14 protein-coding genes and 1 pseudogene are annotated in these 15009 nt (G+C 41.0%); 9 read left to right on the top strand and 6 right to left on the bottom strand.

Annotated features, from left to right (window positions below):
• Positions 1-169: 169 nt before the first annotated feature.
• A complete protein-coding gene (locus AC805_RS19405; protein ID WP_055076927.1) occupies positions 170-775 on the bottom strand; it encodes a chromophore lyase CpcT/CpeT in 606 nt (201 codons plus the stop codon).
• Between the two features lie 159 nt (positions 776-934).
• On the opposite strand from AC805_RS19405, the gene AC805_RS19400 reads away from it, so the two are divergent.
• Both AC805_RS19400 and AC805_RS19395 read left to right on the top strand, forming a co-directional pair.
• Positions 935-2320 (top strand): AAA family ATPase, encoded by a 1386-nt coding sequence (locus AC805_RS19400; protein ID WP_055076926.1) that lies wholly within the window; start codon positions 935-937, stop codon positions 2318-2320.
• Complete coding sequence (locus AC805_RS19395) at positions 2317-3081, top strand: retron system putative HNH endonuclease (RefSeq protein WP_055076925.1); 765 nt, start codon at positions 2317-2319, stop codon at positions 3079-3081. Before AC805_RS19400 ends, AC805_RS19395 begins: the two co-directional genes overlap by 4 nt.
• On the opposite strand, the gene AC805_RS19390 is transcribed toward AC805_RS19395, so the two are convergent.
• Positions 3062-3697, bottom strand: a complete 636-nt coding sequence (locus AC805_RS19390; RefSeq protein WP_055076924.1) for a Uma2 family endonuclease — start codon at positions 3695-3697, stop codon at positions 3062-3064. The genes AC805_RS19395 and AC805_RS19390 overlap by 20 nt on opposite strands.
• 160 nt (positions 3698-3857) lie before the next feature.
• Here AC805_RS19390 and lpdA point away from each other — a divergent pair, with 160 nt between their 5' ends.
• On the top strand, positions 3858-5261 hold the full coding sequence (gene lpdA, locus AC805_RS19385) for a dihydrolipoyl dehydrogenase (RefSeq protein WP_055076923.1): 1404 nt from the start codon (positions 3858-3860) through the stop codon (positions 5259-5261).
• Between the two features lie 33 nt (positions 5262-5294).
• On the opposite strand, the gene AC805_RS19380 is transcribed toward lpdA, so the two are convergent.
• Positions 5295-5744 (bottom strand): DUF29 domain-containing protein, encoded by a 450-nt coding sequence (locus AC805_RS19380; RefSeq protein ID WP_055076922.1) that lies wholly within the window; start codon positions 5742-5744, stop codon positions 5295-5297.
• Positions 5745-5776: 32 nt separating this feature from the next.
• A complete protein-coding gene (locus AC805_RS19375; RefSeq protein WP_055076921.1) occupies positions 5777-6424 on the bottom strand; it encodes a hypothetical protein in 648 nt (215 codons plus the stop codon).
• Positions 6425-6574: 150 nt separating this feature from the next.
• Here AC805_RS19375 and AC805_RS24925 point away from each other — a divergent pair.
• Together AC805_RS24925 and AC805_RS19370 are read left to right on the top strand one after the other, a co-directional pair.
• Positions 6575-6745, top strand: a pseudogene (locus AC805_RS24925) (dihydrolipoyl dehydrogenase); the annotation flags it as partial.
• Between the two features lie 57 nt (positions 6746-6802).
• Positions 6803-7669: a hypothetical protein gene (locus tag AC805_RS19370; protein WP_055076920.1), complete on the top strand. Its 867-nt coding sequence runs from the start codon at positions 6803-6805 to the stop codon at positions 7667-7669.
• A gap of 98 nt (positions 7670-7767) precedes the next feature.
• On the opposite strand, the gene AC805_RS19365 is transcribed toward AC805_RS19370, so the two are convergent.
• A complete protein-coding gene (locus tag AC805_RS19365) occupies positions 7768-9957 on the bottom strand; it encodes an NACHT domain-containing NTPase (protein ID WP_055076919.1) in 2190 nt (729 codons plus the stop codon).
• Positions 9958-11119: 1162 nt separating this feature from the next.
• Here AC805_RS19365 and AC805_RS19360 point away from each other — a divergent pair.
• From AC805_RS19360 to AC805_RS19350, 3 genes are all read left to right on the top strand, one after another.
• A complete protein-coding gene (locus AC805_RS19360; protein WP_055076918.1) occupies positions 11120-11677 on the top strand; it encodes a protoglobin domain-containing protein in 558 nt (185 codons plus the stop codon).
• Between the two features lie 93 nt (positions 11678-11770).
• Positions 11771-12229 (top strand): hypothetical protein, encoded by a 459-nt coding sequence (locus AC805_RS19355; protein WP_055076917.1) that lies wholly within the window; start codon positions 11771-11773, stop codon positions 12227-12229.
• Between the two features lie 87 nt (positions 12230-12316).
• The gene (locus tag AC805_RS19350; RefSeq protein WP_055076916.1) at positions 12317-12688 is read left to right on the top strand and encodes a roadblock/LC7 domain-containing protein; all 372 of its coding nucleotides are present in this window, start codon (positions 12317-12319) and stop codon (positions 12686-12688) included.
• A 161-nt stretch (positions 12689-12849) separates the two neighbouring features.
• On the opposite strand, the gene AC805_RS19345 is transcribed toward AC805_RS19350, so the two are convergent.
• Complete coding sequence (locus AC805_RS19345) at positions 12850-14301, bottom strand: protein kinase domain-containing protein (RefSeq protein WP_072143685.1); 1452 nt, start codon at positions 14299-14301, stop codon at positions 12850-12852.
• Positions 14302-14388: 87 nt separating this feature from the next.
• Between AC805_RS19345 and AC805_RS27215 the strand changes: the two genes are divergently transcribed.
• Positions 14389-14727: a chlorophyll A-B binding protein gene (locus tag AC805_RS27215; protein ID WP_055076914.1), complete on the top strand. Its 339-nt coding sequence runs from the start codon at positions 14389-14391 to the stop codon at positions 14725-14727.
• Positions 14728-15009: the final 282 nt, after the last annotated feature.

The raw sequence follows: 15009 nt of genomic DNA, 5'->3' as shown, positions 1-15009 counted from the left end.
AAAACCTGTAGCGCACGCGCAGCGTGCGCTACAGGTTTTGATTCTGGGCTTTAATTATGCTCAGCTACTTATAGCTGTCGCCAAGCGTATTAGGACAAATCAAACCCCAAGAATTGACTGGCGGCGCTTCGCGCCGCCAGTCAATTCTTGGGGTTTGATTTGTCCTCAGTCAAGTGACTGTAGCTATGTTGGAGATTTCATGGGTAAAATCTTGAATCTTCGAGAATTTATAAAAGTCCATGATTGCGCCCCAGATGGCTATGCCTGTGTTAGGCTCGACTCCGCGATCGCCACTCCAAAATTCATCAGCGCTAACCTCAAAGCCTAAGACAACTTGGCGCGATTCGTTTAAATATTGAAAACAACATTTTGCTTCCTTGGGCATTTCGGCTTTGTAGCGACCATTGGCAAAGGAGACATCTAGTAAGCAACCAGCGAGGGGTTCGATGTCATTAATGGCGATCTGATTAAGGCGATCGCGATCGCGTCCAGCCCCCGACCATGCCGCAGGATCTTTAAAGCCCCAATATTTCACTTGAATCTTGCCGTCATTTTCTACAAATTGCAAAATGCGCTGACGATAGGGGCGATCGAGGATCAGGGCATTGGCTTGTTCGGCAAAGATGGCAATGCTGCCTAAAACGTTAAATGGGATAGGACGTTGCCACCAGACTAAGTTCACAAACCAAACAGGCTGATCTAGCGATTGTTCACGGTTGCTAAATTCTCCTGCCATCCATGAAGTTAGGGTTAAAAGTTGATTGGAAGTACTCATGATAGATTGGGATGATGGCTACAGGGTTAATTTTTAGATCTCATGGCACAATAAAGGTACACCTCTTTGGATTGATTCGGCGATCTCAAAACTGACTAATTAACATCTTCTACAGTAAGTAGATATTGTGACGGTAAATCTGCAATACAAATATTCAAGATGCATATTCAACAAGTTAAAATTAAAAACTTTAGATGTTTTGAAAATCTGACGGTTAACTTAAATCCAGATGTAAATATATTTGTTGGCAATAATGGCTCAGGTAAAAGTGCAGTATTAGACGCGATCGCTGCGGCTATGTTTCCATATATTAATGGGCTACAAAGAGTTGCTGAAAAAAGATATCAGGGATACTCGAACAAGAAATACCAAGAACCCGTACAAATTGCCCAAAGAGATCTACCAGCAAAATATAGCAATCGTGAACGTATAAACCAGACAGAATTTACTGTAATAGCTGGAGATTTTCCAAGTTGGACAATAATTTATAGAAAAACGGCTAAAAATAACGATAATCGAAAATTAAGCGTCAAGACCAATACATCTTTTTTCTCTGATCCACAAAATAATGTAGAAGGAAGTGAACAGCTTTATAGTGATATAGCAAGCAAATTCAACAAATCGCAAGAAGAAAAACTCGAAATTTCTGTTTTTAGCTATTACAAAAACAATCGTAATTCAACTAATATTTCTAATGTCAACCCAGATCTTTTTGGGATGTACGGCTCATATAATTCATCTGATAGATTTGATGCTTTCAAAAACTCTTTTGATGCAGCATCAAGTTTGCCTGAGTTCATGACTTGGTTCTATGCTCGTGAGATACAAGAACTTAGGGAATTAAAAAAGAGAGAAAATGCTAAATTTGTGTTTTCTGATTTGGAACAGATACGAAAAGTAATTAAAACAGTTATAGCTCCTAATGCCAATGTTTATTTCTCTGAAACAACTTCAGCTAAATTAATGGTTGAATGGGAAACTGAAATAGGCGAGAAAATCGAATTATCACTTAATCAATTAAGCTCAGGCTTTCGTAATATGTTAGCCCTTGTAATGGACTTTGCAAGACGATTAGCGCAAGCGAATCCACAGATGGAAAACCCATTAGAAGCCGAAGCAGTATTAATGATTGATGAGCTAGATTTACATCTTCATCCAACTTGGCAACAAAAAATCATTCCCGACCTCCGCAAAGTGTTTCCTAATACTCAAATCATCGCTACAACCCATAGCCCCGAAATTGTCACTACTGTAGAGCGTCATCAGGTCAAGATTTTAGAAGACTATCAAATCAAAGAATGTCCCTCACCAACTAGAGGCATGAAAAGCTCGGATGTTGTGCGCTATGTTTTAGGGCTAGATAATTTACGACCAGATACCGAAGAATCAAGGACATTAACAGCGCTTTTTGAAGCGATCGATAATGGCAATTTAGAAGAAGCAAAACGACTGCGAGATAAGTTACAAGACTGGAAATCATTTGATCCAGATATTACTAGAGCCGACATGCAAATCCGTCGATTGGAGCGTGAAATGACCGCATGAAAAATGTGCTTAAATCTTCAGAACCAGATGAGTTTCAAAAATACAAAAAGAAAAATAATTCTCAATCTAAGACATGGAAAAGTTTTAAACGAACTAGTGCTTATAATTCTGTCCGTGAGACACTTGTAATTGATCAAAAAGGACTTTGTGCTTATTGTGAAATCGATCTTCATCCCAATGATCGTTGTGTCGAGCATTTTATTCCACGAAGTCAATCCACTCTAGAAAAAAACTACGATCTAGATTGGCGGAATATGTTAGCCAATTGCAGAGGTGGTATGGAAACTATTGATATTTCTGAAGAAGAAAATGAACGTAGAATCTCACAACCACCCAACAGAGTTGCCTGTTGTAGTGCTGCTAAAGCTGATTTTATGCCCAATGGCAAATTATTAAATCCACTTGAATTGCCAACATTAAGATTATTTAGTTTTAGCAGTTTAGATGGTGAAATCAGACCCGACGAAAATGTTTGTAAAAAAGTTGGCATTCCTATTGAATACATTCAATTCACTATTCAAAAATTGGGGCTCAATGTTCAACGTTTAAAAAATGAAAGAGTAGCCATAATTGCTGAAATCACCCAAGAGCTTGACGACCGAGATGATGGGTTAATTAATCCAATTTTACTAAAAAAGCAAATTGCTGCCGAACGTTTCGGTGATGGCAAACATTACTGGCCAGCATTTTTCACAACTATTCGTTGGATTTTAGGGGAAGGCGCAGAAAAGCATTTAGCAACTATTTCTTATTTGGGTTAGCTGGGGTCAAAACTTGCCCAGCAGTTAAGCTCAAATTTGGAAATGTGGGCGAAACGATCGCATCATTACTACGAAACAAATTAATTTCATACTCTCCATCTGCCAACGTACAGATCGAAAGAGTGGGTTGCTTGGGCTTGCCGATATGTCGAATCCCACCTAAACCTAAATAATCGGCAATCCAATATTCGGGAATACCTAAAGCTGCGTAATCCTCAACCTTACGAGCATAATCATTTTGCCAATTACCACTTACAACTTCCGCAGCAAACTTGATTGAGCTACCCCTTGTGATGATCGATTGTTCTTGCCAGAGAGATTCTTTCGCAACTTCCGTCCGATCCACAACCATCACATCGGGACGAAAAGCCGTCATACTCGCACTAGAGGGACGAAACAAGCCCCTTTGTAACACAAACCAAGGCAAACCTAATTGATCAATCTGCACACAGATTTTTGCTGTGATCAAGGCTGCAACTTCCTCATGCTGCCCCATTGGTTCCAAATTGAACACCTCTCCATCAATCAATTCATAGCGATTATCACCCCCATAACGAGCAATAAACTCATCTAGGCTGATAGGTTGATGCTGTACTTGTGCGATCGCAAGGGTCATAGCTCATCTAGCCCCAATTAGTATTTTCAGCTTACCAAATTTTAGCTATAACTGAGACTTTATCGCAAAACTTGTATTGCATAGTAACTAACGCTAACTAGCTAACACGATGTCCAAACGATGCAAAAATAGTAGATTGATTCTACTGGAGAAAGATTAGGTGTCGGACAAATTTGATTACGATTTGATCATTATTGGTGCTGGTGTAGGTGGACATGGCGCAGCTCTCCATGCCGTCGCTTGTGGCTTAAAAACAGCGATCGTTGAAGATGGCGTAATGGGTGGAACCTGCGTCAACCGTGGCTGCATTCCCTCCAAGGCATTGCTAGCCGCTTCGGGACGGGTGCGCGAAATGCGGGCAAAGTCTCACCTAAAGGCGTTAGGCATTGAGGTCGGTGAAGTAAATTTCGATCGCAGTGCGATCGCTAGTCATGCCGATAACTTAGTCCTGAAATTGCGCGGCGACTTGACCAATAGCCTTAAACGATTAGGCGTAGATATTTTAGAAGGGCGTGGTCGTGTGGCAGGTGTCCAAAAAGTTAGCGTTGGCGATAAGACCTACACCGCTAAAGACGTTATTCTCGCCACGGGTTCCGAGCCATTTGTGCCACGCGGGATTCAAATCGATGGCAAAACTGTCTACACTAGCGATCAGGCTGTACGTCTAGAAACCTTGCCCCAATGGGTCGCGATTATCGGTAGCGGTTACATCGGTCTGGAATTTGCCGATGTTTATACAGCGCTGGGTTCGGAAGTGACGATGATCGAAGCTCTCGATATTTTGATGCCTGGCTTCGATCCTGATATTGCCAAGATTGCCGAGCGCGTACTTCTCAAACCTCGCGATATCGAAACGAGAACGGGTGTATTCGCCACAAAGATTACCGCAGGTTCTCCTGTCAAGATTGAACTGACCGATGCCAAGACCAAGAAGGTTGTGGAAGTTCTGGAAGTGGATGCTTGCTTGGTTGCCACAGGAAGAATTCCGCTTACTAAGGATATCGGTTTAGAAAGCGTAGGTATTGCGCCGAATCAGCGGGGATTCATTGATGTGGATGACACAATGGCGACTTCCGTTCCCCATCTTTGGGCGATCGGGGATGCGACGGGCAAGATGATGTTGGCTCACGCAGCTTCGGCTCAGGGGATTGTGGCGGTAGAAAATATCTGTGGTCGGGCAGCTACAGTTGATTATCAAAGCATCCCTGCGGCAGCATTCACCCATCCTGAAGTTAGCTTTGTTGGCTTGACCGAACCACAGGCGAAGGAAAAAGGCGCAGCCGAAGGCTTTAAGGTAGCTACGGCAAAGTCTTACTTTAAGGGCAATTCCAAAGCGATCGCTGAGGGAGAAACCGAAGGCTTAGCCAAGATTGTTTACCGCGAAGATACGGGTGAACTCTTGGGCGTGCATATCATTGGTATCCATGCTTCGGACTTGATTCATGAAGCCTCGGCGGCAATACGCGATCGCCAAACGGTTCAGAAGTTAGCGACGATTGTTCACGCGCACCCAACGCTCAGCGAAGTTTTGGATGAAGCTTACAAACGCGCAGCGCATATCTAAATAAAAAAGCATCCCATCGGGATGCTTTTTTATTTATTCCCAAAACTTGTGATTGAGCAAAGTCTCAAGATTGCAGCTAAATTGCCAAACTTTAGGAAATTTCACTTGCGGATAATCTTCTTGAACTTCTGTAAGTGCATCTAGCCAAACTTCCTCAAAGATTTGTCCTAAGTACGAGTTGAGGCTAGGTGAATCAGCTAACCGCCGCTTAATTTGCTTGCGTTGTTCTCGTATTGTACGTTCCCATCCGTTGTAATCATTGGACAAATCAACATACAAGCGCTTGAGAATATGGCTGAGTAGAACATCCAAGCGACTTTTTAATTCATGTCGTTCTGATCGCCCCAAAGCCTCCATCTCCTCTATTAAGTTATCTAAATCTAAATTCTCAAAATCTTTAGCTCTAAGCTTTGCAGCAATGTCGTCAGTCCACAAAGCATAGTCAGATTCATATAAGCAAGGTGAAACAGCGATTAGTGTCATTGGTTTGTACTCATAAAATTTTTTTGAAAAATTTAGATTAAAGGTCTTCCACCAGCAGCTTCTATAAGCGATCTAACAACTCCTCTACCTTTACTATAATGACCCAGATTACCATGAGCAGAAGGATGGTAAACCCACGAAGCTAATGCCCCATTTATTTGCACAGTAACATGAGGATTTTTATAAGTAGGAGCAAAACTTTCGTCAATGGCTAAGGTATCTCCTGACAGCCCCGCTGTTGCCCTATTAAACAGCCCTTTACCTGTAAATAATATACATTTGGGCTTTAATTGTTCCACTACATCTTTAAAAATAGGCGCTGCCTTTTTCCACATATTTTTATCAGGTTTCACCCTAGGTCTTGGAAGCCAATCTTGAATATATTCACAATGAGCGACAGATCCCCAAAATTCTTTACGTGAATCCTCAGAGTTAGCTTTTTCTGCAAAAGTACTTTGAATGGTACTGAAGAAGTTATGTTGCCATCTAGCATAAATAATGCTCTCAATCAATAGATGCGTAAAGGTAGAATCCTTTTCTGCTCCTTTTGATACACCCCAATTTGATTCCCCAACAATCAAAATCGGAATTTTGAATATACTTTCGCTGCCATACTTACTACCCACCCAAGGCTGAAACAAGATATTTTCACTTTTGACTTGAATTGCTTGACTATTCATTAAATATATTGACAAATCCAAAGATCAGAAACTTTCTGGTAATTATATTACAAAATTTAGTTGAGTGCAAAAAGCACCCCAGTATGGAAAGAAATCATCGTTGATATGCCTGTAATCTCACCATTCACACAAAGCACTCGCTTCATGCATAAAATCATAGCTTTGCGATTCATCGGGATCCATGCTTCGGACTTGATTCATGAGGCCTCGGCGGCAATACGCGATCGCCAAACGGTTCAGAAGTTAGCGACGATTGTTCACGCTCACCCAACACTCAGCGAAGTCTTGGATGAAGCCTACAAACGCGCAGCGCATATCTAAATAGAAAAGCACCCCGAAGGGGTGCTTTTTTGTTGAATTTTAAAGGTTGAGAATTTTATGCAATACGATATAGTCCAAACTGAAAATGCTCAAAAAATGACAATTAAAGGGAAACCTGAAGTCATTATTATAGTGATTTTAAGTGTTTGGGGTTCAGCTTGTATGGCTCCATTATTTTCTTTTCCATTTATTGCCTATGACAGCCTCAATTCCATAGGGACAAAGACCCTAAGCTGTGAGCATAATGCATCCAAAAAAGTTATTTGCAAGCAAACTGCCGATCGCTTTTTTGGATATGCCAAGCCTGAAGAAACGACATGGCAAAATGTTACTAAAGCTGATTTTCATTTGGTTACCCGTAAAAAGGGTAGTGACCAGCAATGGATTACCTTAAAAACGAATGAGACCGAAATAATTATATTTAGCGATCGCCTATCCTCTAGCCTTAATATGGAGGCTGAAGAGTTAGCCTCATGGGTAGAAAAGTTTAATAAATTTGTTGATTCTGGTAGCGGGAAAATAGAGTTAATTTATCCTGCCAGTCAACAATGGCAAGTGCTAGTCTTCCCCTGTTTGCTTTTATTATTTCCTGCGATCGAGATATTGCTAACGTATCTTTTATTGCAATGGCATTGTTTAACTTTTGACCGCAATTCACAATCTTTAATTTGGGAAGTACAAACAATTTTTGGCAAGCGGAATTATCAGTTTTTACTGACAGATATCCAAGAAATTAAAATGACTAAGGTAAGAGGAAATAAAGGCGGAACTTTTTACTATATTAAAATCTATATTTATGGCAGAAAAAGCCCGATTGCACTAGTTTCTAACTCGATCGCAACTGCTCAAAATATGGCTCAAAGCTTAGGTGGTTTTTTACAGATTAACGTGCAAGATTTTTTAAATCAAAAACCCCAAAGATGAGTGGCGGCGCTTCGCGCCGCCACTCATCTTTGGGGTTTATTGCCGCCACTCATCTTTTTTTGATTCGTTTGAGCGGAAATGGGTGTGATTGAGATAGGCTATGACTTGTGAGCGACTCTAAATATTCTCGATTCAATTTTATTCCAAGTTACTGGTGAAATAGCGATCGCTGCATTTTTGCACTGCACCATCAACAAATTTGCGTAGAGATAATTCTCTAAATTTTCAATTTCCAATAAGGAAAGATGATTGGAATCTAAAGGTAGATACAGAGTTTGCGCCCAAGTAAGGCTGATTTGGCTGCGAAACTGTTCGCGCACTTCTATTGATTGCTCGTAGTTAGGAGCTTGAGCGTATAAATTATCTAATTTAGAGCGCAAGTTCTGAAAGTTAATTTGTCCCGAATCAAATTCAACCGAAACTAAGGCTTGTTCGAGCTGATTGCACAGTTGGGTTGCTAAATTTATTTCCGTTACGCTATCAAAATCAAGGGCATGCGAAAGACTTAGAGAAAGTTCTGCTTCAAAAACCCTGTCGAAATCTAGGGATGCATCAAACATCTCATAGAGTTTCCTTGCGATCGTCAGCACTCTCATTAAACTTAGCGCAGGTGCTAGCTTGGTTAAAAAGCGAGGACGCGCCACAAATAAAGCGACAATCCGCTTTGATACATCTTTTAAGTTTCCTGTCGCGTAGGCGGCAGATCTCTCTAACCAGACCAATAGTTTATTCAGCTTTGGTTGATTAATATAGGTAGTAACTTGAGCTTCCATGTCTAACAACAGCTCTTCCACATTGCCATTGCTCATTCCTGCGAGAAAAAGAAAAACATTCTGCCAATGGCGATCGCTTAAATGATGGGTAACTAAGGATTTAGTTTTGTGATGTCGATATACATACAAGGCAACAAAGTATTCTTGGAAAGCAATATGACTAAAGGTAAAGACCATTCCATCAATAGAATTAACAATTTTACAGATTCCCAATTGCTGAAAGACTTCTAGTATCATGGGAATAGATAATTCTTGAAATTTTTGCAGATAGTTACCCAGTAAGTCCTGTAGATAATTGGTTATTACCTCCAAGGTGAACTCCAGTTGATGCTTTTCAAATCCTCGGTAAGCTATATCGATTAATATCAGCTCTAAGATGTCAGTACTCAGGTTATTAACTACTTCCGTACAGTTGAGATGCTGTTTGATTACTTGTTCTTCTAAGATGAGATTGATGCTTTTTTTGTAAAGTCCGCTGACATTACTAGGCACGCTATATCGGCGATCGCATAATAATAGACAGAGTAACGATAAACTCAAGGGCGATTTAGCCAACTCTCTAGCGATGTCATTGATTTGTAGAAGTTTCCAGCATCGCTGCGCCGCTTCGGAGGCAGGATCGTCTACCGCATTCTGCTTCGTTTCTTGAGTCAGTCCATTTATGCCTATTTGATTAACGGTACACCACTTATGGATATATTCCTGAACATGCAGATCTCCCCAAGGCAGAAGTTCGACCTCTAGGAACTGACCGAGGCTATTCTCGTAGCAATTTAACCGACTAGAAACAATATAACGATTGCGTGGATAAGTGCTGACAAACTCAGTCACAAGATGGGATAGCTGTTTATGCGATAGAACCGATTCGTTTAAACCATCAATCAAAATCAGTAATTCCCCTCGCTCCAACATCCAGATCGCTAGTTCCTGTGGCTCAGGAAATCCACATCTTTCAAACTCTTCGGCGATCGCTAACAACAAAGTATCGGTGTTGCTGCAAAACCTTCGCATTGGCAAAAAAACAGGCAAGAGATCGTATTTGTATCGGCTTTTGGGATAACGCAATGCCTCAGATCCAATGTATTTTAAAAAAGTGGTCTTGCCAGCAGCAGGAAGTCCCAAAACCATCAAATATTCTTCTTCATTCGCAAGGTTTAATCCCAATAGATTATTGCCTTTACAATAAGCACTGCGTTGCAGAGCGCGAGTAAAGGATTCCTCCATATCGTCCACCGACTCAAAACTACGAATCGAAGTGTAAGCGCAGAATTTTTGTGATATGTAAATTGAAGCTAAAGAGGTGGGATGATTCATCCCAATTAATTGGATGGATGTATGGGATTCGGCATAGCTTTTGATATAACGCAGAATTGCTTTGGAAATAGCATGGTCAAGATACGCCCGATCGTACCTACAGCCACGATCGCTAGTCTGTTCAGCAAATCCTGATAATATCGCTTCAAATCTTTTGACTAATTCACGAATGCCATATTCTTGTTTTATTTCTATTGCCATTCTCAAACATTCCCAAATAACAGCTAAAAGACACTCAATAATTATTTAACCCGATCAAGTCATTGCCCCCCTACATAGCAGTTCTTAGCCTATTCCCATCTATATCTGCAAATATTTACAGTATTTATTTGTAATATTTACAATTCACTATAAATATAGCTATCCTAAATCATTTGTAGATTTTTGGGTTTGTGAAAATTCACCCCTCGGGGGTGCGTTTCCACAAAACGTTTAGAATAACTATATTGTATAGCAATCCTATTTTATTTGTGAAATCAAATAATTGGCGAGAGCCTCTTTCTGGAATTATTTAGGATGATAGTATTATATAGAATTGCAGCACCATAAATGATTGGGAGTAATTACGCTGCGATCGCTAAAATCATTTTCCCTAGCCCAATAGAGACAATCGCTTCTCAAATCTAAGCAATTGTTTCCTAAAAAATATGATTTCTGCACTATGATTTCTGCACTATGATTCCTGCACTCATTAGCTAGGCACAATTAAATATAAAGTCTAAATAAAGTCTAAGAAATGTGGTTCTTACCTATACTACACCACAGGTTTGATGCTATCGCTTAATTATGCCCAGCTACTTATAGGGAGGCTCACTCCCAAGAAATCTGCCTCTATAAACAGTAAGATTTGCCAATGATTTAGGATTACCACGGCAATTAAAATTCCACATTAACAAACATTTCTAAAGAATGAATTTTTTATTCTTGGTAATTCCTTGCAATAAGTCTACAAAAAATATAGTGAATTACTCCATTGATTTATATTGAGAAGCGCTATGAGTCTTTAAATTAGAGAATATATTGCTGGATATTGCTAGGAAATACTACTAACTGTGGTACTTGACTTGATTAGCTCTAAGTATAAATAACTGTGACCTTGTAAACATAATGTAAAAATAATAATTTGAGAAATAATTTGAGAAATAATTTGAGATAATAATTTGAGGGTTTTATTCTTAAATTATAGTTATGTTAAAATCTGTCAGCAATCTGCAAAAAATTGCTTTTTTGCGGTACATTAATAAATGGGGAGTACGGGATAACTATTGTTTCTAAGAAGCAAATGTTAAGGCAAACGTTAAGGCAAACGTTAAGAAAACAAAAAGCTGGTAAGGAACTATAGAAAAATCATAAGGAGTAATCTATGTCTCTCAGTTCTCAGGCTTTCATGCAAACTATGGAGGCGCGTATATCTTTCTCTGATGCGGATAAAGCTTTACTCAAAGCGAATGCTGCATGGGGGAGTTCGATCGCTTTGCAGATGGCAGAAGTCTTTTATGCCTACCTAGCCCGCGATCGCGAAATGAATCAGATCCTGAATGCCAAAGAAGGTCGGATGCATCGATTGAATGAAACCTTCGTTGAATGGTTTGGAGAAATGTTCACAGGCATGGACGATTGGGGGATCGCCTATGCTGAAAGACGTTGGCGGATCGGACTGGTTCACGTTCAGATTGGGATCGGTCCTCAGCACGTCGTTCCTGCCATGGCAACGGTGGTTAATGAAGTAGGCAAACAACTCAAATCAGCAGGGCTTTCTGAAGATCTTCGTGATGCTTTGGGAAGAATCTGTATGATCGATCTTGCCTTTATCGAGCAAGCCTATGTTGAAGTCTCATCACAAGCGGTCATGCGTGAAACTGGATGGACTGAAAGTCTATTCAAACGTCTGATCACTACGGGTGCGGCAAGAATGCAGTAGAAGCGAAATTCTGCGAAACTCTGCGCAAAACTCTGTGCGAAACTCTGTGTGTTTTATCTGTTTGTTTTAGTTTAATCAATTTTGAGGCTTTATATGCGTCCAGAACTTGGAGATTTCAGCAGTATTGTTTGTTTTAGAGCGCTCGTCACTGGGGCTGAAGAGGCTCTCGGTGAAAAAGCTGCCATGATTACCCTCATTGCCGCAGGTCGTAATCGCGGTAAGCAACTTGCCAAACAGCTTGGACTGTCGGAGAATGAAACTTCTCTTGAGGGACTTGTTCCCCTCCTTCAGAAAGCGTTGGGTAAAGACGGAACGAGGCTTTGCATTGTCGATAAGATCGAACAAGTTGGGGAAGCAATCAAAGTATATTGTCGCGAAACAATTTGCTCTACGGGAGAACCAGAAGGCTCTCCTCGCAAACTGACTTTCACCTTGGGAGCTATTCAAGGGGTGCTCGAACATGTCACGTCCAAGCGTCTACGTGGTAAGCAAACTGAATCAGTTTTACGAGGTGGTTCCCACGATGTCGTTGAGTTTGAAGTGATTGGATAGCCATCTCTTCTAGACCCGTAATCCCCATTAATCCAACCAAAAGTTCAAGCAAAAGTTCAAGCAAAAGTTCAAGTTAAGGATAAAAGAATGAGCATTAATGTCGCGAAATTGGAAAGTATTTTGCAAAACTTGGTCACGAGTACCAGTGATGTACAGGGAGCCGCGTTGGTGTCTCCTGATGGTTTACCCCTAGCCTCAACATTGCCCAGTGGCATGGATGAAGAAAGGGTTTCCGCAATGTCAGCCGCCATGCTCTCCTTGGGCGAACGCATCGGCAGCGAACTCGCTAGGGGTGGCATCGATCGCCTATATGTTGAAGGCGAGAAAGGATACGGGATTTTGACTAGTTGTGGGGATGAAGCCGTATTACTGGTATTAGCAAGCAAAGCGGCGAAGCAGGGATTGTTAATGCTAGAAATTAAGCGGGTGACAACGGAACTCAGGGCAGCTTTAGCCTAGTTAGGTGCTCAAGTTCATTTTTTGCGGAGGCTCATTAAGTAGCTGGGCATAATTAAAACCCAAAACCAGAGAGCGTACCGCCTGCTACGCGGGCGGTACGCTCTTCTAGGTTTTAAGTTTACTTATGCCTTAGCTACTTAGTCTATCAAAGTAGGGACAATTCATGCATGGTTCCTGCTTTGACGGCAGACTTCCAAGCGATAGAAAACGGGATCGACTAAATTAAATCCTTCCCAAAAAAACAAGCTGGGTAAATGTCCGAGCGGAGCGTCGATCGCAAAGATCAAATTCTCATAGGTACGCCAAATCCTTGGCGAAAAATCGAGATTGAACCAACTTGGTTTACGCCATCCAAGGCGATCGGCAAACTTCTCATAAATAGCAGCGAATTCCCAATAATTATCTTCGGTATAAATCAATTTGCCGCCTAAATTTACCCAGATTTGCTGCTGAATGCTCCAACCAAAACGATTATTGCTAGCTTGCATCCATGCCCGATCGATCGCTAGCCAGATCTCGCAGTCAATGCGCTCGATTTCCTTAGCAGTTAATCGAGAAATTCTATCTTTGTTTCCCAGTTCCAAAATAATCTCATTGGTGAGTCGATCGCTTTCTTGCCATTGACCTAAATTTAGTAATTCTATTAAGGTTGCGATTTGTGGATAGTTTTTCGGGTTAATGCTTAGGGGGGTATAGCTTCCCTCTAAACTCTCAGTATTAGGATTCGGGTAAGTTCCCAAAGCTTGTAGATCCTGTAAAACCTCTCTGGCTGAGCCATAACGATTTGATGTCGCTCTTTCCAGAAGACGATTGAGAATCATGACTACATGGCGAGAAATAGAAGTTGGTAGCTTTTCTTGCCAAATCCAGCGATCGCTTGCATCATCATAAAGATCGAAGGGGGAAACTCCCGTTAATAAATAAATGCAGGTCACTCCTAAACTATAGAGATCGCTTTGGGGAGAGGCTTTGCCCCTTGCTTGTTCGGGAGCAATATATTCCGCACTACCGATCAATGTGCCCGTACGATTTGAACTAGAGGTAAAGTCTTTAGCCGCTCCAAAATCAACGAGGACAAAATTATTGTGACGATCTCCAGTTCGACGAATGATGTTTTCAGGCTTGATATCGCGATGGATGACTTGACGGTCGTGGATGAATTGCAGAACGGGCAGAATATTGATTAGGAGTTGGCAAACTTGCGCTTCGCTGAAAATTCCGTCACGCTGCAATTCTATGTAGAGGTTTACTCCCTCGATCAGTTCTTGCACTAAATATAAATATCCTTCTTCTTCAAAATAGGCGATCAGTTCGGGAATTTGGGGGTGGGAACCAAGCTCTTTAAGTTGGTTGGCTTCGCGATCAAAGAGAGCGATCGCCTTTTGCCTTAATTCTGGTTCGTAAAACTGAGGTAGAAATTGCTTAATCGCACAGGCTTGTCCCAAGCGACCTAAGTTCTTTGCCTGAAATGTGCGCCCCATCCCTCCTTGCCCAATTAAGGCGATCGCCTCATACAACCCTTTAAGTTGCAAAGTTTTACCGCAATTCATACAAAACTTGCTCCCTTCAGGGTTGTTTGGCTTTTGGCAACTGGGGTTCAAGCAATAGGGCATATTTCTGTTGATAGATTTACATTTGTTTACATTAAATGTAAATTTTAATTAATTAATATAAAAACTTTTGCAGGAAAGTAATCAGTCATGGTAACTACACCAACTACACCCAATAAGATTGCAGCAAACGACGCTTCTAATAGCGACAAATCTAAGGCAACTAGTAAAAATTTTGATTTTAATGTCAATCCTACAGGGGCAGGCGTATTTGGCTTTAGTAATTTTGCTGAAACTTGGAATGGTCGGATGGCGATGATTGGACTGGTTGCAGGCTTTGCCAATGAAGTTTTAACTGGTAAAGGCATTCTTGCTCAAGTTGGCATCACTGGCGGTATCAGTGTTCTGTTTGCCTTATTTTTCACGGGTTTCACTGTGGCGACATTACTTGGTTATTACGCCGTGAAAGCGACGCAGAATTCTAACTAAAATTATTCGTTAAATTTATTCGTGATTACTTACGAACAGCTCCAAGCCTGTAAAGTTGCGCCCCGCAAGGGGCGCAACTTTACAGGTTTTAATAATTTCTTTTGCACAGCTACTTAATCATCATTTTAATCATCATTTTAATCATCATTTAGCATGAGTTCGAGATAATTTGAAATGGGTTTAGAGAAAGGGTTTGCGTAGCAAATCCTTTCTCTAAACCCAAAAGTAAAAGCCTTGCGTAGCAAGGCTTTTACTTTTGGGCTTTTAAAATTTGCCAGCTTA

Origin of the sequence: Pseudanabaena sp. 'Roaring Creek' (genome assembly GCF_001402795.1) — a bacterium.
Lineage (GTDB): Bacteria > Cyanobacteriota > Cyanobacteriia > Pseudanabaenales > Pseudanabaenaceae > Pseudanabaena.
The sequence above is the reverse complement of the archived record's forward strand: the minus strand, read 5'-3'. Positions and strand labels throughout refer to the sequence as shown.

Bases quoted from the DNA above. Each gene is read 5' to 3' on its own strand.
- AC805_RS19380 (WP_055076922.1), bottom strand. From the start codon at position 5,744: ATGACACTAATCGCTGTTTCACCTTGCTTATATGAATCTGACTATGCT.
- AC805_RS19360 (WP_055076918.1), top strand. From the start codon at position 11,120: ATGTCTCTCAGTTCTCAGGCTTTCATGCAAACTATGGAGGCGCGTATA.
- AC805_RS19375 (WP_055076921.1), bottom strand. From the start codon at position 6,424: ATGAATAGTCAAGCAATTCAAGTCAAAAGTGAAAATATCTTGTTTCAG.
- AC805_RS19345 (WP_072143685.1), bottom strand. From the start codon at position 14,301: ATGCCCTATTGCTTGAACCCCAGTTGCCAAAAGCCAAACAACCCTGAA.
- AC805_RS19355 (WP_055076917.1), top strand. From the start codon at position 11,771: ATGCGTCCAGAACTTGGAGATTTCAGCAGTATTGTTTGTTTTAGAGCG.
- AC805_RS19370 (WP_055076920.1), top strand. From the start codon at position 6,803: ATGCAATACGATATAGTCCAAACTGAAAATGCTCAAAAAATGACAATT.
- AC805_RS19365 (WP_055076919.1), bottom strand. From the start codon at position 9,957: ATGGCAATAGAAATAAAACAAGAATATGGCATTCGTGAATTAGTCAAA.
- AC805_RS19395 (WP_055076925.1), top strand. From the start codon at position 2,317: ATGAAAAATGTGCTTAAATCTTCAGAACCAGATGAGTTTCAAAAATAC.
- AC805_RS19390 (WP_055076924.1), bottom strand. From the start codon at position 3,697: ATGACCCTTGCGATCGCACAAGTACAGCATCAACCTATCAGCCTAGAT.
- AC805_RS27215 (WP_055076914.1), top strand. From the start codon at position 14,389: ATGGTAACTACACCAACTACACCCAATAAGATTGCAGCAAACGACGCT.
- AC805_RS19405 (WP_055076927.1), bottom strand. From the start codon at position 775: ATGAGTACTTCCAATCAACTTTTAACCCTAACTTCATGGATGGCAGGA.
- AC805_RS19350 (WP_055076916.1), top strand. From the start codon at position 12,317: ATGAGCATTAATGTCGCGAAATTGGAAAGTATTTTGCAAAACTTGGTC.
- AC805_RS19400 (WP_055076926.1), top strand. From the start codon at position 935: ATGCATATTCAACAAGTTAAAATTAAAAACTTTAGATGTTTTGAAAAT.